Annotated in this window: 11 protein-coding genes and 1 riboswitch; of the genes, 7 read left to right on the forward strand and 4 right to left on the reverse strand. The window is 64.5% G+C overall.

Annotated features, from left to right (window positions below; all coding sequences use genetic code 11):
- Positions 1-51: 51 nt before the first annotated feature.
- Entirely contained in the window at positions 52-4,218 is a 4,167-nt protein-coding gene (gene xopZ, locus ACCQ16_RS10230; protein ID WP_277573100.1) for a XopZ family type III secretion system effector, read from the reverse strand.
- Here xopZ and ACCQ16_RS10235 point away from each other — a divergent pair.
- The 3 genes from ACCQ16_RS10235 (at position 4,147) to crcB (ending at position 6,403) form a co-directional block, all read left to right on the forward strand.
- Positions 4,147-4,452 carry a hypothetical protein gene (locus ACCQ16_RS10235; protein ID WP_223648267.1) on the forward strand — a complete coding sequence of 102 codons (306 nt, stop codon included), beginning with the start codon at positions 4,147-4,149 and terminating at the stop codon, positions 4,450-4,452. The genes xopZ and ACCQ16_RS10235 overlap by 72 nt on opposite strands.
- Complete coding sequence (locus tag ACCQ16_RS10240) at positions 4,449-5,822, forward strand: replication-associated recombination protein A (protein ID WP_031422595.1); 1,374 nt, start codon at positions 4,449-4,451, stop codon at positions 5,820-5,822. Before ACCQ16_RS10235 ends, ACCQ16_RS10240 begins: the two co-directional genes overlap by 4 nt.
- Before the next feature lie 2 nt (positions 5,823-5,824).
- Positions 5,825-5,893, forward strand: a riboswitch (Fluoride riboswitch).
- A gap of 108 nt (positions 5,894-6,001) precedes the next feature.
- On the forward strand, positions 6,002-6,403 hold the full coding sequence (crcB, locus tag ACCQ16_RS10245) for a fluoride efflux transporter CrcB (RefSeq protein ID WP_008575332.1): 402 nt from the start codon (positions 6,002-6,004) through the stop codon (positions 6,401-6,403).
- Positions 6,404-6,715: 312 nt separating this feature from the next.
- Here the strand turns inward: crcB and ACCQ16_RS10250 are convergent, their stop codons facing one another.
- From ACCQ16_RS10250 to ACCQ16_RS10260, 3 genes are all read right to left on the reverse strand, one after another.
- Positions 6,716-7,921 carry an acetyl-CoA C-acyltransferase gene (locus ACCQ16_RS10250; RefSeq protein WP_011347309.1) on the reverse strand — a complete coding sequence of 402 codons (1,206 nt, stop codon included), beginning with the start codon at positions 7,919-7,921 and terminating at the stop codon, positions 6,716-6,718.
- Between the two features lie 161 nt (positions 7,922-8,082).
- The gene (locus ACCQ16_RS10255) at positions 8,083-10,455 is read right to left on the reverse strand and encodes a 3-hydroxyacyl-CoA dehydrogenase/enoyl-CoA hydratase family protein (RefSeq protein ID WP_014090146.1); all 2,373 of its coding nucleotides are present in this window, start codon (positions 10,453-10,455) and stop codon (positions 8,083-8,085) included.
- 24 nt (positions 10,456-10,479) lie between these two features.
- Positions 10,480-11,112: a TetR/AcrR family transcriptional regulator gene (locus ACCQ16_RS10260; protein WP_277573099.1), complete on the reverse strand. Its 633-nt coding sequence runs from the start codon at positions 11,110-11,112 to the stop codon at positions 10,480-10,482.
- A gap of 218 nt (positions 11,113-11,330) precedes the next feature.
- On the opposite strand from ACCQ16_RS10260, the gene ndk reads away from it, so the two are divergent.
- From ndk to ACCQ16_RS10280, 4 genes are read left to right on the forward strand one after another with little or no spacing between them, the layout of a single operon-like run.
- Entirely contained in the window at positions 11,331-11,756 is a 426-nt protein-coding gene (gene ndk / locus ACCQ16_RS10265; RefSeq protein ID WP_002812972.1) for a nucleoside-diphosphate kinase, read from the forward strand.
- 18 nt (positions 11,757-11,774) lie between these two features.
- Positions 11,775-12,980, forward strand: a complete 1,206-nt coding sequence (gene rlmN / locus ACCQ16_RS10270) for a dual-specificity RNA methyltransferase RlmN (protein ID WP_029819384.1) — start codon at positions 11,775-11,777, stop codon at positions 12,978-12,980.
- A gap of 10 nt (positions 12,981-12,990) precedes the next feature.
- Entirely contained in the window at positions 12,991-13,779 is a 789-nt protein-coding gene (gene pilW / locus ACCQ16_RS10275) for a type IV pilus biogenesis/stability protein PilW (protein WP_011347312.1), read from the forward strand.
- Positions 13,776-14,636 (forward strand): RodZ domain-containing protein, encoded by an 861-nt coding sequence (locus ACCQ16_RS10280; protein WP_014090149.1) that lies wholly within the window; start codon positions 13,776-13,778, stop codon positions 14,634-14,636. The genes pilW and ACCQ16_RS10280 overlap by 4 nt, the downstream gene beginning before the upstream one ends.
- Positions 14,637-14,703 lie beyond the last annotated feature (67 nt).

Consider the following 14,703-nt stretch of genomic DNA (forward strand, 5'->3'; position numbering starts at 1 on the left):
GCAGTTGTCGTGACCTGACAGATGCACCCGCACAGGAGCGATGCCACCACGCTACGGGACTGGCTCGTACGGGATCCACTGACCAACCGTCCGACTCGCCTCCGCTGCCTGGTTGGTCTGGCGTTTGATGAAGAAATCGAGGCCACGTTCGCGCTGGCGTTTGCCCTTTTCGCGCAGGATCAAAATGGTCGGTTCCCAAATGCTTGGGTGGCTGATGAGCTCATCGAACGCGCGATCGGCTTCTGCCGCTTGCGCTTCGCATCCGGCGACCCGCAATAGCTGGGCCTGCGCGCGCAGCGCGTCCAGGCGTGGTGCAGCCTCTGCCTGCAACACCCAGTCCACGATCAGCGAGGCGAACTTGTTGTCTTGCATGTGGAGGCGGACCCGGTCGATGAAGTCCTGCAATTGGCGCTCGGCCACCATATAGAGCCGCTGGTCATCGACCTTGCCCTGCAGTTTGGAGATTCCGTAGTGGGTCCATAACTGCCAGTTGCGCTTCACTTCGCGTTCGAATGAGGCGAAGTTGAAAAATTCGAAGCCACGATCGGTGCGCACGGGATCGATTTCGTTGTTGAACATCCACAAGGTGGAGAACGTCGTGCTGCCGGCCGAGCGCAGTTCCCTGCTGTAGCCGAGATCAAGCGTGGCCATGGACAGCCGCGCCACTGCTGTGGGCGGCGCATTGCCGGTGCCGGGGTGCGTCCACTGCCGGGCGACGACACTGGCCGATGCGCGCCCTGCGATCTCTACCCTGGATTGCGCGCTCGAATCCTTCAGCACCATGGTCATGTAGCCTTCGATCGGCGTCTGCGACCGGGAGGTTTCGCGCCGGGCTTTCACGCCGAGCGACGCGCCGAGGGTGGCGCGACGCGGTTGGCCATCCATGTTTCCCACGCGCACGCCGGCAGCGACGCTGAGGCTGGATTCGGTGGCCGAAGTATTGCGTTCGGCATGGCCGATCAAGCCAACGGTGATGCTGGGGTGGTGCGCCAGCAGCTCCCCCAGGAAGTCGCGCTCGCTCAACTGGCCTGCATCGTCGCCGGATTGCTCGGCCAGTTGCAGCAAGTGTTCGAACATGGCCAGGAATTGCGCGCGCTGCTCCAGCTCCTGGCCCTTGCCCCGTCGTGGTACGCGGATTTGCACGCCATGCTCGATGCCCGATTCCTTTTTCATGCGCCATTCGGCTGCGCCCGTGATACCCACCGGTGCGTGTTCGGTGCCCGGCAGCAGCACGCCCGCGCTAATGCCGGTACTGGCGTTGAACTGCCGCGCCTTCTGCCGCCCGATCTGCAGCGACAACCCGGTCCGCCCCATGTAAATCTCCACCGAGCGATCGGAACTGGTCTGGCCGCCCGCGGAGAGTTTCAGTCCCAGGCCGCTGGGGATGATCGCAAGTGCGGCCGACAGCGGCGTCGTATTGAGTCCGATCACCCGTTGCTCGGTAAGACGCAGCTTGTCGCGCCATTCCAGCCGTTCCATCAGGTTGCGCAGGCATTCGAACAGCGCACGTGGCGATCTGACGCGGGAGGTGTCGCCCTCGTGCAGAAGGCGACTTGCATGACCGATGGCCTGATGAAAGTGGGTGCGCGCGTCCGACGCCAGTTCTTCATCCAGGGTCGCTGCACCGACCGGCAGGTCGCTCGGCTGTCCGGCGTGGTCGAGCAGGCCACGCTGGATCAGACGCAGCGTTTCGGGCAGACGCATGCGGCCGGCGCGTAATGCACCCCATGCGGATGCGATGGCCGGATGGCACGCCGCCGGCTGCAGGTCGTCGGTCTCGTTCACGGAGGCAGCCACCGAGCGCTGAAGCTCCTGGGCACGCCGTTCGATCGTGCCCAGCACCTTGGCGGTGAAGGTCAGGTCGGTTGCGTTCTGCTCGTGTGGGAGCCATTGCACGTATTCCAACAGCGCCTGCATTGCCAGCTCGTCCTGCGACGGCATTCGCCCGCCAGCCAGCTGGATCTGGCGGCGCGCGACGAGCCAGCTGGTCAGGTGGCCGGCCGCTTCGCGAAAAGCGTCGTTGGCACGCCGCACGGCGGTGGGAAGCGCTTCGGAGGCGCCGACCTTCATTCCCAGCTCAAGTGCGTTGAAGGGATTGAGGGCGCGCCTGCCGCGCCGTCCACTGCCTGCGACCGCCCATTGCGCAAACATCTGCAGGCATGCGTTGACGCGCGCATAGGGTGAACCTGCCCTGGTGGTTTCGTAGCCATTGCGGAATGCGTGAAATGCGCTGCGCTGGGCATCGGTTGCAGACTGCAGGCCCTGCAGCGGCGAGTCTCCATGCACGGCATGGCGCGCTCCCATCTGCGCATCGCCCAGCCAGCTGCGTTCAGCCTGTTCTGCGTCCGGCATCAGTGCAAGCCGGTGGCTGGCACGCAGGTGGACCTGCGCCGCCTCCAACCATTCCCTGGAGGGGGGCGTGGCTTCTTCGCGCAGCATGTGCGAAAGAACCTGCATGCCCCGCGGAACGCTGGCCAACAGGCCGACGCAGGCGGTGACGGTCTCCATTGGCTGGGCCGCCTCGGCAGCGATGGAGACCTGTGGCCGCGGAATCAGCTCACGCAATCGCACCACGCCCAGGCGTCGCAGCACGTCGGCCGCTGCGGCGGCATCGCCTTCGCTGGCGATCGCCAATGCCTGCAGGGCGATGCGCAACGCGTCGACCGGCTGCAAGGCGTCGCTCCCGAACGCAGCGCTGCGGCCATGCAGAGCGTCAGCCCAGGCGCGCAGAACCTGTCGACTCACGGGGTCGATGGTTTCCTCGCGAAAGCCGGGCAGGACCTCGAGCAGTGCGTCCATGGTGTCGGCGACGATCTCGGCAGCGACGGGCCGGGCCTCATCGGCCGGCGGCTGCGCGGCTGCATGTTCCGCCACGCGCTGCATGTCGCCGTTCGCAGCTTCCAGCGCGTTGACCGTCTGTTCGTGCTGCCACACCTCCTCGGTGTTGATCCGCGACGAATGCCGCGCCTGCTGCAGTTTTGCCTCGACCTGGTCGAGGCGCTGCTGTAGGCGCCGCGCATGCCGCCGACAGCGCTCGGCATGCGTGCGTTGCAGGGTCAGCATGTTCTCGTTGCGTCCCAGTCGTGTGCGCAGTGCCTCGACTTCTCGGTTTCGCTCTGCAGCAAGGTGCGAGCCGAGCGTGCGCGACGCCGGCCTGTTGGCAGAGTTGCCTGCTTGATCCGACTGCAACGCATCGCGTGCTTGCGCATACGCGCTTCGCAATCGATCGATTTCCGCGTTAGCTTCCGCAAGTGCTTGCTCTGCTTGTGCTGCCTGTGCCGAGCCGCGGCCGAAAAAGACCGCTTTGGCCAACGCATCGCCGCGTGCGCGCGCCTGCCGCACTGCGTGCTCGAGCCGAGTGCAGGCGCGCTGCAGCTGTAAGCGATCAACGCCCTGCTGCGCGTCGGCCGAGGATGGGCCCGCGTGCGCTGCGAAACCTCGCGACGGCTGATCGTGCGGTAGCGCGTTCAATGCGGCGCGTGCGGAGAGGATGTCCGACTCGAGATCGTGGATCGCGGCCGCCACTGCATCAGTCTGCGCATTGCATCCATGCAGCTGTTGCAGCAGTTCGGCACGTTCGCGCGTCAGCGCGTTGATGCTGTCGCTCAGGTTGGCGGCGCGCCGGGCTCTCAGGGCCAACTGCTCGCGTGCAGCCTGTAGCGTTTGTGCATGCGCGTAGCTCAGCTCGTCCTGGCGACGCCGCCAGATGCGTGCGGCCAGATCGTTGTTGGATTGTTCCAGGCGGGCGATCAGGGCCTCATTGAGATGCTGGGTGGCATTGGACAGCAGCGGGGCTGCTCGCAGATCACGGGGGGCATCGGCGTTGCGATCCGATGGGCCGGCTGGTGTGTCCCGCGCGTACTGCACCGAGGAATAGCGCAGCAGGCTCGTATGTGGTTCTGGCGAACCGCTACTGAGCCCCAAGCGTTCTGCGGCCTTCCTGCAGGGACGCGGGAGGGCGTGTTTGCGTTTGGGAGCGGCCTTCAGTCCGGGATCGACGACGCTTGGCTGTCTTGCTTGCTCAAGTAGCGTCGCGGACCAACCCAGCGGATCTTCCTGTGCCTGGATCAGTTCCGCCTCGAACGCGCATGGGTCCGGAGTCGCCAATTTGTTGTGCGTCTGCCGCCGCGCAGAAGGCTTGGATGGATGCGCGATGGTCTCGGCCATGCCTGGAAGGCAAGCGGCGATGACGGAGGGGCGAAGCGGAATGCGAGGCATGGTGGAATCCGTGCGCTGAACCTGCCGCTTGCGCTTGCGCAGCTCGTGGCCGATGCGGAATGCCGGCAGGCGATTGCGGTCACTCGTTACTCAGTAACAGTATTGCGCTACGCAGTCGATGCGTTGCACCTGCGCGAAGTGGTCGCTTGGAAAGAGAACGTCGGCGTGCCAGCGATGGCCGAACACTGCGTTGTGGAACGTCCATCAGGCGCAGGCGGTAGAATGAAGGGGTGAGCAAAGCCAAACGTCCCGACTCGATCACACCCGATCTGCTGCACGTCGATCGCAGCGCCATGGGGCCCTTGGCAGAGCGGATGCGGCCGCGCACGCTTGACGAGATGGTGGGCCAGAAGCGATTGCTGGCTCCCGACAGCGCCCTGCGGCGCGCGGTGGAATCCGGCCGCGTGCACTCCATGATCCTGTGGGGCCCGCCGGGATGCGGCAAGACCACATTGGCCTTGTTGCTCGCGCATTACGCAGACGCCGAATTCAAGGCGATCTCGGCCGTACTCTCCGGCTTGCCGGAAGTGCGGCAGGTGCTGGCAGAGGCGGCGCAGCGTTTTGCCGGTGGCCGCCGCACCGTGTTGTTCGTCGATGAGGTGCATCGCTTCAACAAGGCCCAGCAGGATGCGTTCTTGCCGCATATCGAACGCGGCACGATTCTGTTCGTCGGTGCGACCACTGAAAACCCGTCCTTCGAGTTGAATTCAGCGCTGTTGTCGCGCTGCCGCGTGCATGTGCTGGAAGGCGTGTCGCCGCAGGATATTGTCGAAGCCTTGCAGCGTGCCTTGCGCGATGCCGAGCGCGGCTTGGGGGCAGAGACGATCCAGGTCAGCGAAGCGTCGCTGCTGGAAATCGCCAGCGCCGCCGACGGCGATGTGCGTCGGGCGCTGACGCTGTTGGAAATTGCCGCAGAACTGGCGACAGGCGAGGGTGGCGAGATTACGCCGCAGACGTTGCTGCAGGTGCTGGCCGACCGTACGCGCCGCTTCGACAAGAACGGCGAGCAGTTCTACGACCAGATTTCGGCGTTGCATAAGTCCGTACGCAGTTCCAACCCGGATGCAGCGCTGTACTGGCTGACGCGCATGCTCGATGGCGGGTGCGACCCTGCGTATCTGGCGCGTCGGTTGACCCGCATGGCGATCGAGGATATTGGCCTGGCCGATCCGCGCGCGCAGAGCATGGCGCTGGAAGCCTGGGACATCTACGAGCGCCTCGGCAGCCCGGAAGGCGAGTTGGCATTCGCACAGCTGGTGCTGTACCTGGCCAGCACTGCCAAATCCAACGCCGGCTACGCGGCCTTCAACCAGGCCAAGGCCGACGTGCGCGCCACCGGCACGCAGGAGGTGCCGCTGCATCTGCGCAACGCGCCGACCAAGCTGATGAAGACGCTGGGCTATGGCCAGGATTACCAGTACGACCATGATGCCGAGGGCGGCATCGCGCTGGATCAGACCGGGTTCCCGGATGCGATGGGCGAGCGCGTGTACTACAACCCGGTGCCGCGCGGGATGGAGATCAAGCTGAAGGAAAAGCTCGATCGGCTGCGCGAGGCGCGCGCGCTGGCACGGGCTGACAAGGCCGGCAAGCCCACGGCATAATCGGCCGCACAGGAGATGGCATTCCTCCTCGAACCGCACGCACCCTGCGCGCTGATGATGCCTGCCCACCCCGCCGGGGCGGCAGGCCTGTGCCCCGGCATCGCTTTTGACTCACAAAGGATGACGCCGATGTCGCACACTTTTTTTTCGAACACACGCTCTGGTCGCGGGGTGCGCGTATGAACGCACCGGTGTGGTGGCAACAGCTGTTGTTGGCAATGACCGGTGGTGCACTGGGATCGGGCTTGCGTTTTGCGATCGGTGCCTCGTTGATCCAGCGCTTCGGTACCGGCTTCCCTTGGGGAACGCTGACGGTGAACCTGCTCGGGTCGTTCGTGGCCGGCGTGTTGCTGGTCTGGCTGGATGCACGCGGGCCCTCGAGCTGGCCGCTGCGGGCCCTGTTGATCGTCGGCGTGATCGGTGGGCTGACCACGTTTTCGTCGCTGATGATGGAGTGCCTGGTGTTTGCGCGCACCGACCGCTCGACGATGATTGGCATCTATCTGGCGGTGACCTTGCTGGCTGGACTGGCGCTGGTCGTTGCAGGGGCGCGGACCGGTCAATGGTTGGTGGCGCGCTGAGCGTCGCCGTTTGCTAGCGGTATCTGCGGCGTACCTATTGCGACAGCTGGATCGACGGCTTCAGGCCGCAGCGACATGACCGATGCATCAGAACGCAACGCTCAGCGTTTCACTGGGCACGCGGGGGATGTGCGTTGGAGCGCCGCGACTTTGGCAAGACCGCATTGACCGAGAAAGGAAAGGGCGTGCTTGCGCACGCCCTTTTGGGCACAGCATGGCGATGTGATCCTTAACACCTGATCTCCGCGGATGGATGACACAGATGGAAACACCAGATCGACCCGGAAGGCCGACCCGGCGCTCCAACGCGCTTCACAGCGCTTCGATGATGCCCGCAGCGCCCATGCCGGTACCGATGCACATGGTGACCATGCCGTACTTCTGCTGACGACGGCGCAGGCCATGCACCAGCGTGGCGGCACGGATCGCGCCGGTGGCGCCCAGCGGGTGGCCAAGGGCGATTGCGCCACCCAGCGGATTGACCTTGGATGGATCCAGTTCGCTGTCGCGGATCACGGCCAACGCCTGTGCGGCGAAGGCTTCGTTGAGCTCGATCCAGTCGAGTTGATCTTTGGTCAGCCCGGCCTGCTTGAGCGCCTTGGGAATGGCGGCGATCGGTCCAATGCCCATGACTTCCGGGCGCACGCCGGCTACCGAGAAGCTGACAAAACGCGCAAGCGGTGTGAGGCCGTAATCCTTGATCGCCTGCTCGGAGGCCAGCAGCACGGCACCGGCGCCATCGCTCATCTGCGAAGAATTACCGGCGGTGACGCTGCCGCCGAACTGGCCGTTGCGGAACACCGGGCGCAACTTGGCCAGGCCCTCGAGCGAGCTATCCGGACGCGGGCCTTCGTCGGTGTCGACCAGGCGCTTGCGCAGCGCGATGACGTTGCCTGCCAGATCGGGCTGGTGCGAATGGATTTCGTACGGAGTGATTTCGTCGCGGAACTCGCCGGCGGCAATTGCGGCGATCGCCTTTTGATGGGAGGCCAGCGCAAAAGCGTCCTGGTCTTCGCGCGACACCTTCCACTCTTCTGCGACCTTCTCGGCAGTGATGCCCATGCCATAGGCAATGGCCACATGGTCGTCGGCGAACACGCTTGGCGACATCGCCACCTTGTTGCCCATCATCGGCACCATCGACATCGACTCGGTACCGCCGGCCAGCATCAGGTCGGCATTGCCCAGCCGGATCTGGTCGGCGGCCATGGCGATGGCCTGGATACCGGACGAACAGAAGCGGTTGATGGTCTGACCGGCCACCGAATTGGGCAGGCCCGCCAGCAGCACGCCGATGCGCGCCACGTTCATGCCTTGCTCGCCTTCGGGCATGGCGCAGCCGATGATGGCGTCGTCGATGCGCGAGGTATCGATGCCCGGCGCCTGCGCGACCACGGCGCGCAGCACATGCGCCAGCATGTCGTCGGGTCGGGTATTGCGGAACACGCCCTTCGGCGCCTTGCCCACCGGCGTACGCGTGGCGGCAACGATGTAGGCTTCTTGAATCTGCTTGCTCATGGCTATCTCCGATAGCCGGGATTCGGGATTCGGGATTTGGGATTCGTCAAAGCGAATCCGCGTGCCCGAATGTTCCTGCCCGGCGGATGAATTTGGTGGAAGCGAGAAAGTTGGAGGGCGGGGACCCGCTGTTGCGAATCCCCAATCCCCAATCCCGACTCTCAGTTCCTGAGTGGCTTACCCGTCTTGAGCATGTGCCCAATCCGCGCCTGGGTCTTTTCCTGCTGGGCCAGTTCGACGAAGTGCTTGCGCTCCAGCTTGAGCAGCCATTCCTCGTCGACCAGTGCGCCGCGATCGACTTCGCCGCCGCACATCACCGTGGCGATGCGGCTGGCGATTTCGTAGTCGTATTCGCTGATGAAGCGGCCTTCCAGCATGTTGACCAGCAGCATCTTGAAGGTGGCGATGCCGACGTCGCCGGCGACCTGGATGCGGCGTGCCGGCAGCGGGGCGCGGTAGCCGCCCTCGGCCAGCGCGCGCGCTTCGGCCTTGGCGATGTGCAGACTCTCGTAGCTGTTGAACACCACCTTGTCGGTGGCACGCAGCAGGCCCAGTTCCTTGGCATTGACGGCCGAGTTGGAGACCTTGGCCATTGCCACGGTCTCGAAGGTCTTCTTCAGCTCGGCGAACACGTCGCCGCCCGGACCTGCGGCGATCGAGGCACGCACCGCAATTTCCTTCAGGCCACCACCGGCCGGCAGCAGGCCGACGCCGGCTTCGACCAGGCCGATGTAGCTCTCCAGCGAGGCCACTGTCTTGGCGCTGTGCATCTGGAATTCGCAGCCGCCGCCCAGCGCCAGGCCACGCACGGCCGAGATCACCGGCACCTGCGCGTACTTGATGCGCTGGCTGGTGGCCTGGAAATTGGCGACCAATGCTTCGAACGCATCGACCTTGCCGGCCTGCAGCAGGCCAAGCGCGCCGGCCAGATCGGCACCGGCGGAGAAGGGCTCCTTCTGCTGCCAGATCACCAGACCGGCGAAGTCTTTCTCGGCGCGGCCAACCACTTCCTGCAGGCCATTGAGCACGTGGTCGGAGACGGTGTTCATCTTGGTCTTGAAACTGACCACGGCGATGTCGTCGCCGTCGTGCCACATGCGCACACCGTCATTTTCGAACACGGTTTCGCCCGGCGAGAACTGCTCGCCCAGCAACGGATCGGGGAAGCGCTGGCGCTTGTACACCGGCAGCGACGAGCGTGGCAGCTTGGCGTCGCGCGCCGGGCTGTACGAGCCTTCGGCGCCATGCACGCCATCGCGACCGTCGAACACCCAGTTCGGTAGTGGCGCGCTGCTCATGCTCTTGCCGTTGGAGATGTCTTCGGCAATCCACTGCGCCACCTGCTTCCAGCCAGCGGCCTGCCAGGTCTCGAACGGACCCAGCGACCAGCCGTAGCCCCAGCGGATCGCCAGATCCACGTCGCGTGCGGTCTCGGCGATATCGGCCAGGTGGTAGGCGCTGTAGTGGAACAGGTCGCGGAAGCTGGCCCACAGGAACTGCGCCTGCGGGTGCTGGCTTTCGCGCAGCTTGGCGAATTTTTCGGCCGGGTTCTTGATCTTGAGGATCTCGACCACTTCCGGCGCGGCGCTACGATCGGCCGGGCGATAGTCCTGCTTCTCCAGGTCGACCACCACGATGTCCTTGCCGACCTTGCGGAAGATGCCGGCACCGACCTTCTGGCCCAGCGCGCCCTTGCCGATCAGCGCATCCAGCCACTTCGGCGACTTGAAATACTGATGCCACGGGTCGTCGGGCAGGGTGTCGCCCATGGTCTTGATGACGTGCGCCATGGTGTCCAGGCCGACCACATCGGAGGTGCGATAGGTGGCCGACTTTGGGCGACCCACCAGCGGGCCGGTCAGCGCATCGACTTCGTCGAAGCCCAGGCCGAATTCCTGCGTGTGGTGGATGGTGGACAGAATCGAGAACACGCCGATGCGGTTGCCGATGAAGTTCGGGGTGTCCTTCGCATACACCACGCCCTTGCCGAGCGTGGTCACCAGGAAGGCTTCCAGGCCTTCCAGTACCGCCTTGTCGGTGCCCTTGGCCGGGATCAGCTCGGCCAGGTGCATGTAGCGCGGCGGATTGAAGAAATGCACGCCGCAAAAGCGGTGGCGCAACTGCTCGGGCAGCACGTCGGAGAGCTTGTTGATGCCCAGGCCGGAGGTGTTGGAGGCCAGCACGGCATGATCGGCCACGAACGGGGCGATCTTCTTGTACAGGTCCTGCTTCCAGTCCATGCGCTCGGCGATCGCTTCGATGATCAGATCGCAATCGCGCAGTTGTTCCAGGCCGCTCTCGTAATTGGCGGGCGTGATCGCCTCGGCCAGCGCCTTGCTGGCGAGCGGGGCGGGGCTCAGCTTGCCGAGATTGGCGATCGCCTTGAGTACGATGCCGTCTGCCGGGCCTTCCTTGGCGGGCAGGTCGAACAACACGGTGTCGACACCGGCATTGGTGAGGTGCGCGGCGATCTGCGCACCCATGACGCCGGCACCGAGCACGGCGGCACGACGGACTAGCAACGGGTTGGACATAGCGATAGGCCTCTTGTGGAACGTTTACGGTGTGGAATGAGCGCGGAACCCGGGTTCCGCGAAACGGATGAGTTCGCGCGCCGCGCGCGCACGATGGTCGGCCTCGCTGACGCCCGCAGGCCGCTTGATGAGCCCGAAATCGGCCATGGCATAGGTCAGTGCGCCGGCCAGGAAGTCCAGCCGCCAATACAGCTCTTCCTTGCTCAGGCCCGGCACGCAGCCGGCGATGGCCTTGCCGAATTCGCGCAGCACATGTCCGTAGTGGTCGGACAGGAACTTGCGCAGGTTGTCGTTCTTTTCCGCGTAAGCGCGCGCAATCACGCGTACGAACGCGCCGCCGTTCTGGCGGTCCTGCGCCATGGCCAACGCCGGCTCGACGAAGGCAGCGAGCACGGCCGTGAGCTCGCCGGGCTGGGACTTCTTCGCCATTTCCAGCTGCTGCAGGCGCGCGGCGGTCATCTCGTCCATGCGCCGGCGGAACACCTCGTTGACCAGGTTTTCCTTGGAGCCGAAGTGATAGTTGACCGCGGCGATATTGACGTCGGCCTGCGTGGTGAGCTGGCGCAGCGACGTGCCGGCGAACCCGTGCTGGGCGAACAGCTCCTCGGCCGCACCGAGAATGCGGTCCTTGGTGGAGAAGTGGGCGGGCTTGGGCATGCGTGAAGACAGGACTCAATCAAACGATTGTTTGAGTCTACGGGCTCGCCTGCGGGCAGGTCATGTCGCAACGCAGCACGATTCAGGGGGCGGTGTGCAAACGTAGCGTTGACGAGATAGAATTGACCATCGCAAAGAAGCCTAAGCCCGCGTTTTGTCGCGGGTTTTTTTCATGATAACCTCGGGCCTTCAGTGGCCCGCCCAACGGAGAACTTCCCATGGCGCTGGAGCGCACCCTGTCCATCATCAAGCCCGACGCCGTTGCCAAGAACGTCATCGGCGAAATCTACAGCCGCTTCGAAAAGGCTGGCCTGAAGGTCGTGGCCGCCAAGTACAAGCAGCTGTCGCGCCGTGAAGCCGAAGGCTTTTACGCTGTTCACCGCGAGCGTCCGTTCTTCAACGCGCTGGTCGAGTTCATGATCTCCGGCCCGGTGATGATCCAGGCGCTGGAAGGCGAGAACGCCGTTGCCGCACACCGTGACCTGCTGGGCGCGACCAATCCCAAGGACGCTGCGCCGGGCACCATCCGCGCCGACTTCGCCGATTCGATCGATGCCAATGCCGCCCACGGCTCGGATTCGGTCGAGAACGCTGCCAACGAAGTCGCGTATTTCTTTGCTGCCACCGAAGTGGTCTCGCGCTGAGGCCGAGTGAGTCGAATTGTGAATGAGGTCGTGATCCCTTCCGTGCTGCAGGACGGCTCCGTCCGTCCCCCGGAGTCGCGCAAGCAGAACCTGCTCGATCTCGATCGCGAGGGTCTGGAGCGCTTCTTCGCCGACACGCTCGGCGAGGCGCGTTACCGTGCCCATCAGGTGATGAAGTGGATCCACCATCGCTACGTCACCGATTTCGACCAGATGACGGACCTCGGCAAGGCGCTGCGTGCGAAGTTGCACCAGCATGCCGAGGTCCTCGTCCCGAACGTGGTGTTCGACAAGCCTTCGGCCGATGGCACCCACAAATGGCTGTTGGCCATGGGCGCCGACGGCAAGAACGCCATCGAAACCGTGTATATCCCCGACAAGGGCCGCGGCACGCTGTGCGTGTCCTCCCAGGTCGGCTGCGGCTTGAACTGCACCTTTTGTTCGACCGCGACCCAGGGCTTCAACCGCAACCTCACCACCGCCGAAATCATCGGCCAGGTGTGGGTGGCGGCGCGCCATCTGGGCAATGTGCCGCACCAGCAGCGCCGTCTCACCAATGTGGTGATGATGGGCATGGGCGAGCCGCTGATGAATTTCGATAACGTCGTGCGCGCGATGAGCGTGATGCGCGACGATCTTGGCTACGGGCTGGCCAGCAAGCGGGTCACGCTGTCGACCTCCGGCCTGGTGCCGATGATCGACCGGCTCTCCACCGAAAGCGACGTGTCGCTGGCGGTCTCGCTGCATGCCGCCAACGACACGCTGCGCGAGAGCCTGGTGCCGTTGAACAAGAAATACCCGATCGCCGAGCTGATGGAGTCGTGCGCGCGTTACCTGCGCGGCAGCAAGAAACGCGATTCGGTGACCTTCGAATACACCTTGATGAAAGGCATCAACGACCAGCCGGAGCATGCGCGCCAGTTGGCCAGGTTGATGCGGCAGTTCGACAACGCCGTGCAGTCCAAGGACGCCGGCAAGGTCAATCTGATTCCGTTCAATCCATTTCCTGGAACGCGCTATGAGCGCTCGGGCGAGACCGAGATTCGCGCGTTCCAGAAGATCCTGCTCGATGCGCAGGTGTTGACGATGGTTCGCCGCACCCGTGGCGACGACATCGACGCCGCATGCGGGCAGCTCAAGGGGCAGGTCATGGACCGTACCCGTCGCCAGGCGGAGTTCCGCCGCACATTGGAAGGGCAGGCCGATCGAGATGCGGCAGCGTGAACTCGCGTTAATGGCGGCCGTGGCGATCGCGCTGAGCGCGGTTGGCTGCGGTGGTCGCAATGCCAAGGCCGGCTCGGCCAAGAGTGTGGAGGAAGTCGCGCCGGTGTACTCGTTCCGCGACGACAAAGCCACCAAGAATCGCTTGGCTGTCCAGGAAAAATTAGGCCTGGCACGCAATCGGCTGCAGACCGGCGATTACGCCAGTGCCGAAGAGCAAGTGCGCGCCGCCTTGAAAAAAGACGCGCAGTCGGTGGATGCCATCGGCCTGCTGGCGCTGATTCAGGGCGCCAGGGGCGATACGGCGGCGGCCGGGGCGTCGTACCGGCAGGCCGCAGAACTCGCACCGCAACGCGGCGACGTGCTGAATAACTATGGCGCCTGGTTGTGCGCGAATGGCTCGCCCGCCGAAGCGTTGACATGGTTCGATCGTGCGCTGGCCGACCGGACGTATGCCTCGCCTGCGTCTGCCTTGGGCAATGCCGGCGGTTGCGCGCTCAAGGCAGGACAGCCTGAGCGAGCAGCGGGCGATCTGCGCAAAGCGCTCGATCTCGACCCGAATAATCCGTATGCGCTCGAATCGATGGCACGTCTGGAAGCCGGGCGCCGCAATTATTTCGAAGCCCGCGCTTTTATCGAACGCCGCCTTGCGGCTGCACCGGCAACTGCTTCCGTGTTACAACTCGCCATTCAGATTGAGCAAGGGCTAGGCGACAAGGTAGCTGCCGGCCGTTACCAACAGCGGTTGGTCAAGGAATTCCCTGACGCAGCGACCGCTACTCCCGGGGCCAATGCATTGTGATCAGTGATTCCAATCCGAACCTTTTCGAGCAGGAAAAGGGCTGCGGACAGCATTTGCGCGAAGCGCGCGAGGCAGCAGGTCTGAGCGTGGACGAGGTGGCCGGCAAGCTGCGCATGCCGGCCCATGTGGTGCACGCGTTGGAGCAGGAGGACTGGCAGCGGCTGGGCGCGCCGGTGTTCGTACGCGGGCAGCTGCGCAGCTATGCGCGCTTGTTGCAGGTCGATCTGGAGCCGCTGTTGCAGCAGGCCACCATTGCGCCGATCGAGCCGGTCAAGCTGGTCAGTCACACGCATACGCCGCGTGCGCGGCGCATTCTCGAAAGCACCGCGCGCAAGGCCATGTACGTGGTCATCACCGGCGTGTTTGCGGTGCCGGTCTGGTACGCAACGCGCTCGCATCTGGATGGCAAGGCGCCTAGCACGGTGTCCTTGGACAGCATGCCGGAGGCTGCAAAGTCCGCTGCGCCAGGTACTCCGGCAACGCAGCCGGCCGCCGCGCCGCGCGAGCAGCCGGCGCCGTATATCGCGTCGATGACCCCGGTGCCGCGTGCGACCGCCGACGCCAAGGCGCCTGCGGCGGCAGCTGCTCTCGGCGGCAGTTTGTCGCTGAGTTTCAGCGGCGACAGCTGGGTGCAGATTTTGGCACCGGATGGCAGTGCGGTGGAAAAAGCCCTGATACGTGCCGGTGAACAACGCACGTATTCGCCCGGTCAGGTGGGGCGCATCGTGCTCGGTAATGCCTCGGCGGTACAGGTTCAGCAAGGCGGCAGTATCGTCGACGTGAAACCGTTCCAGCGCGCTAACGTGGCCCGTTTTGCGGTATCCTCCGACGGCTCCGTGGTACCTGCTTCCGAGTGAAGCGGACTGCGGTTTTTCATTTATCCCTTTTGATGTTCCGTGCCTCCGGGATGACGGAGCGAGAGTA

The sequence above is a fragment of the Xanthomonas sp. NCPPB 1062 genome, assembly GCF_041481705.2.
GTDB lineage: Bacteria > Pseudomonadota > Gammaproteobacteria > Xanthomonadales > Xanthomonadaceae > Xanthomonas > Xanthomonas euvesicatoria.

Bases quoted from the DNA above. Each gene is read 5' to 3' on its own strand.
- ACCQ16_RS10235 (WP_223648267.1), top strand. From the start codon at position 4,147: ATGCGCGATGGTCTCGGCCATGCCTGGAAGGCAAGCGGCGATGACGGA.
- xopZ (WP_277573100.1), bottom strand. From the start codon at position 4,218: ATGCCTCGCATTCCGCTTCGCCCCTCCGTCATCGCCGCTTGCCTTCCA.
- crcB (WP_008575332.1), top strand. From the start codon at position 6,002: ATGAACGCACCGGTGTGGTGGCAACAGCTGTTGTTGGCAATGACCGGT.
- ACCQ16_RS10250 (WP_011347309.1), bottom strand. From the start codon at position 7,921: ATGAGCAAGCAGATTCAAGAAGCCTACATCGTTGCCGCCACGCGTACG.
- ACCQ16_RS10255 (WP_014090146.1), bottom strand. From the start codon at position 10,455: ATGTCCAACCCGTTGCTAGTCCGTCGTGCCGCCGTGCTCGGTGCCGGC.
- ACCQ16_RS10260 (WP_277573099.1), bottom strand. From the start codon at position 11,112: ATGCCCAAGCCCGCCCACTTCTCCACCAAGGACCGCATTCTCGGTGCG.
- ndk (WP_002812972.1), top strand. From the start codon at position 11,331: ATGGCGCTGGAGCGCACCCTGTCCATCATCAAGCCCGACGCCGTTGCC.
- pilW (WP_011347312.1), top strand. From the start codon at position 12,991: ATGGCGGCCGTGGCGATCGCGCTGAGCGCGGTTGGCTGCGGTGGTCGC.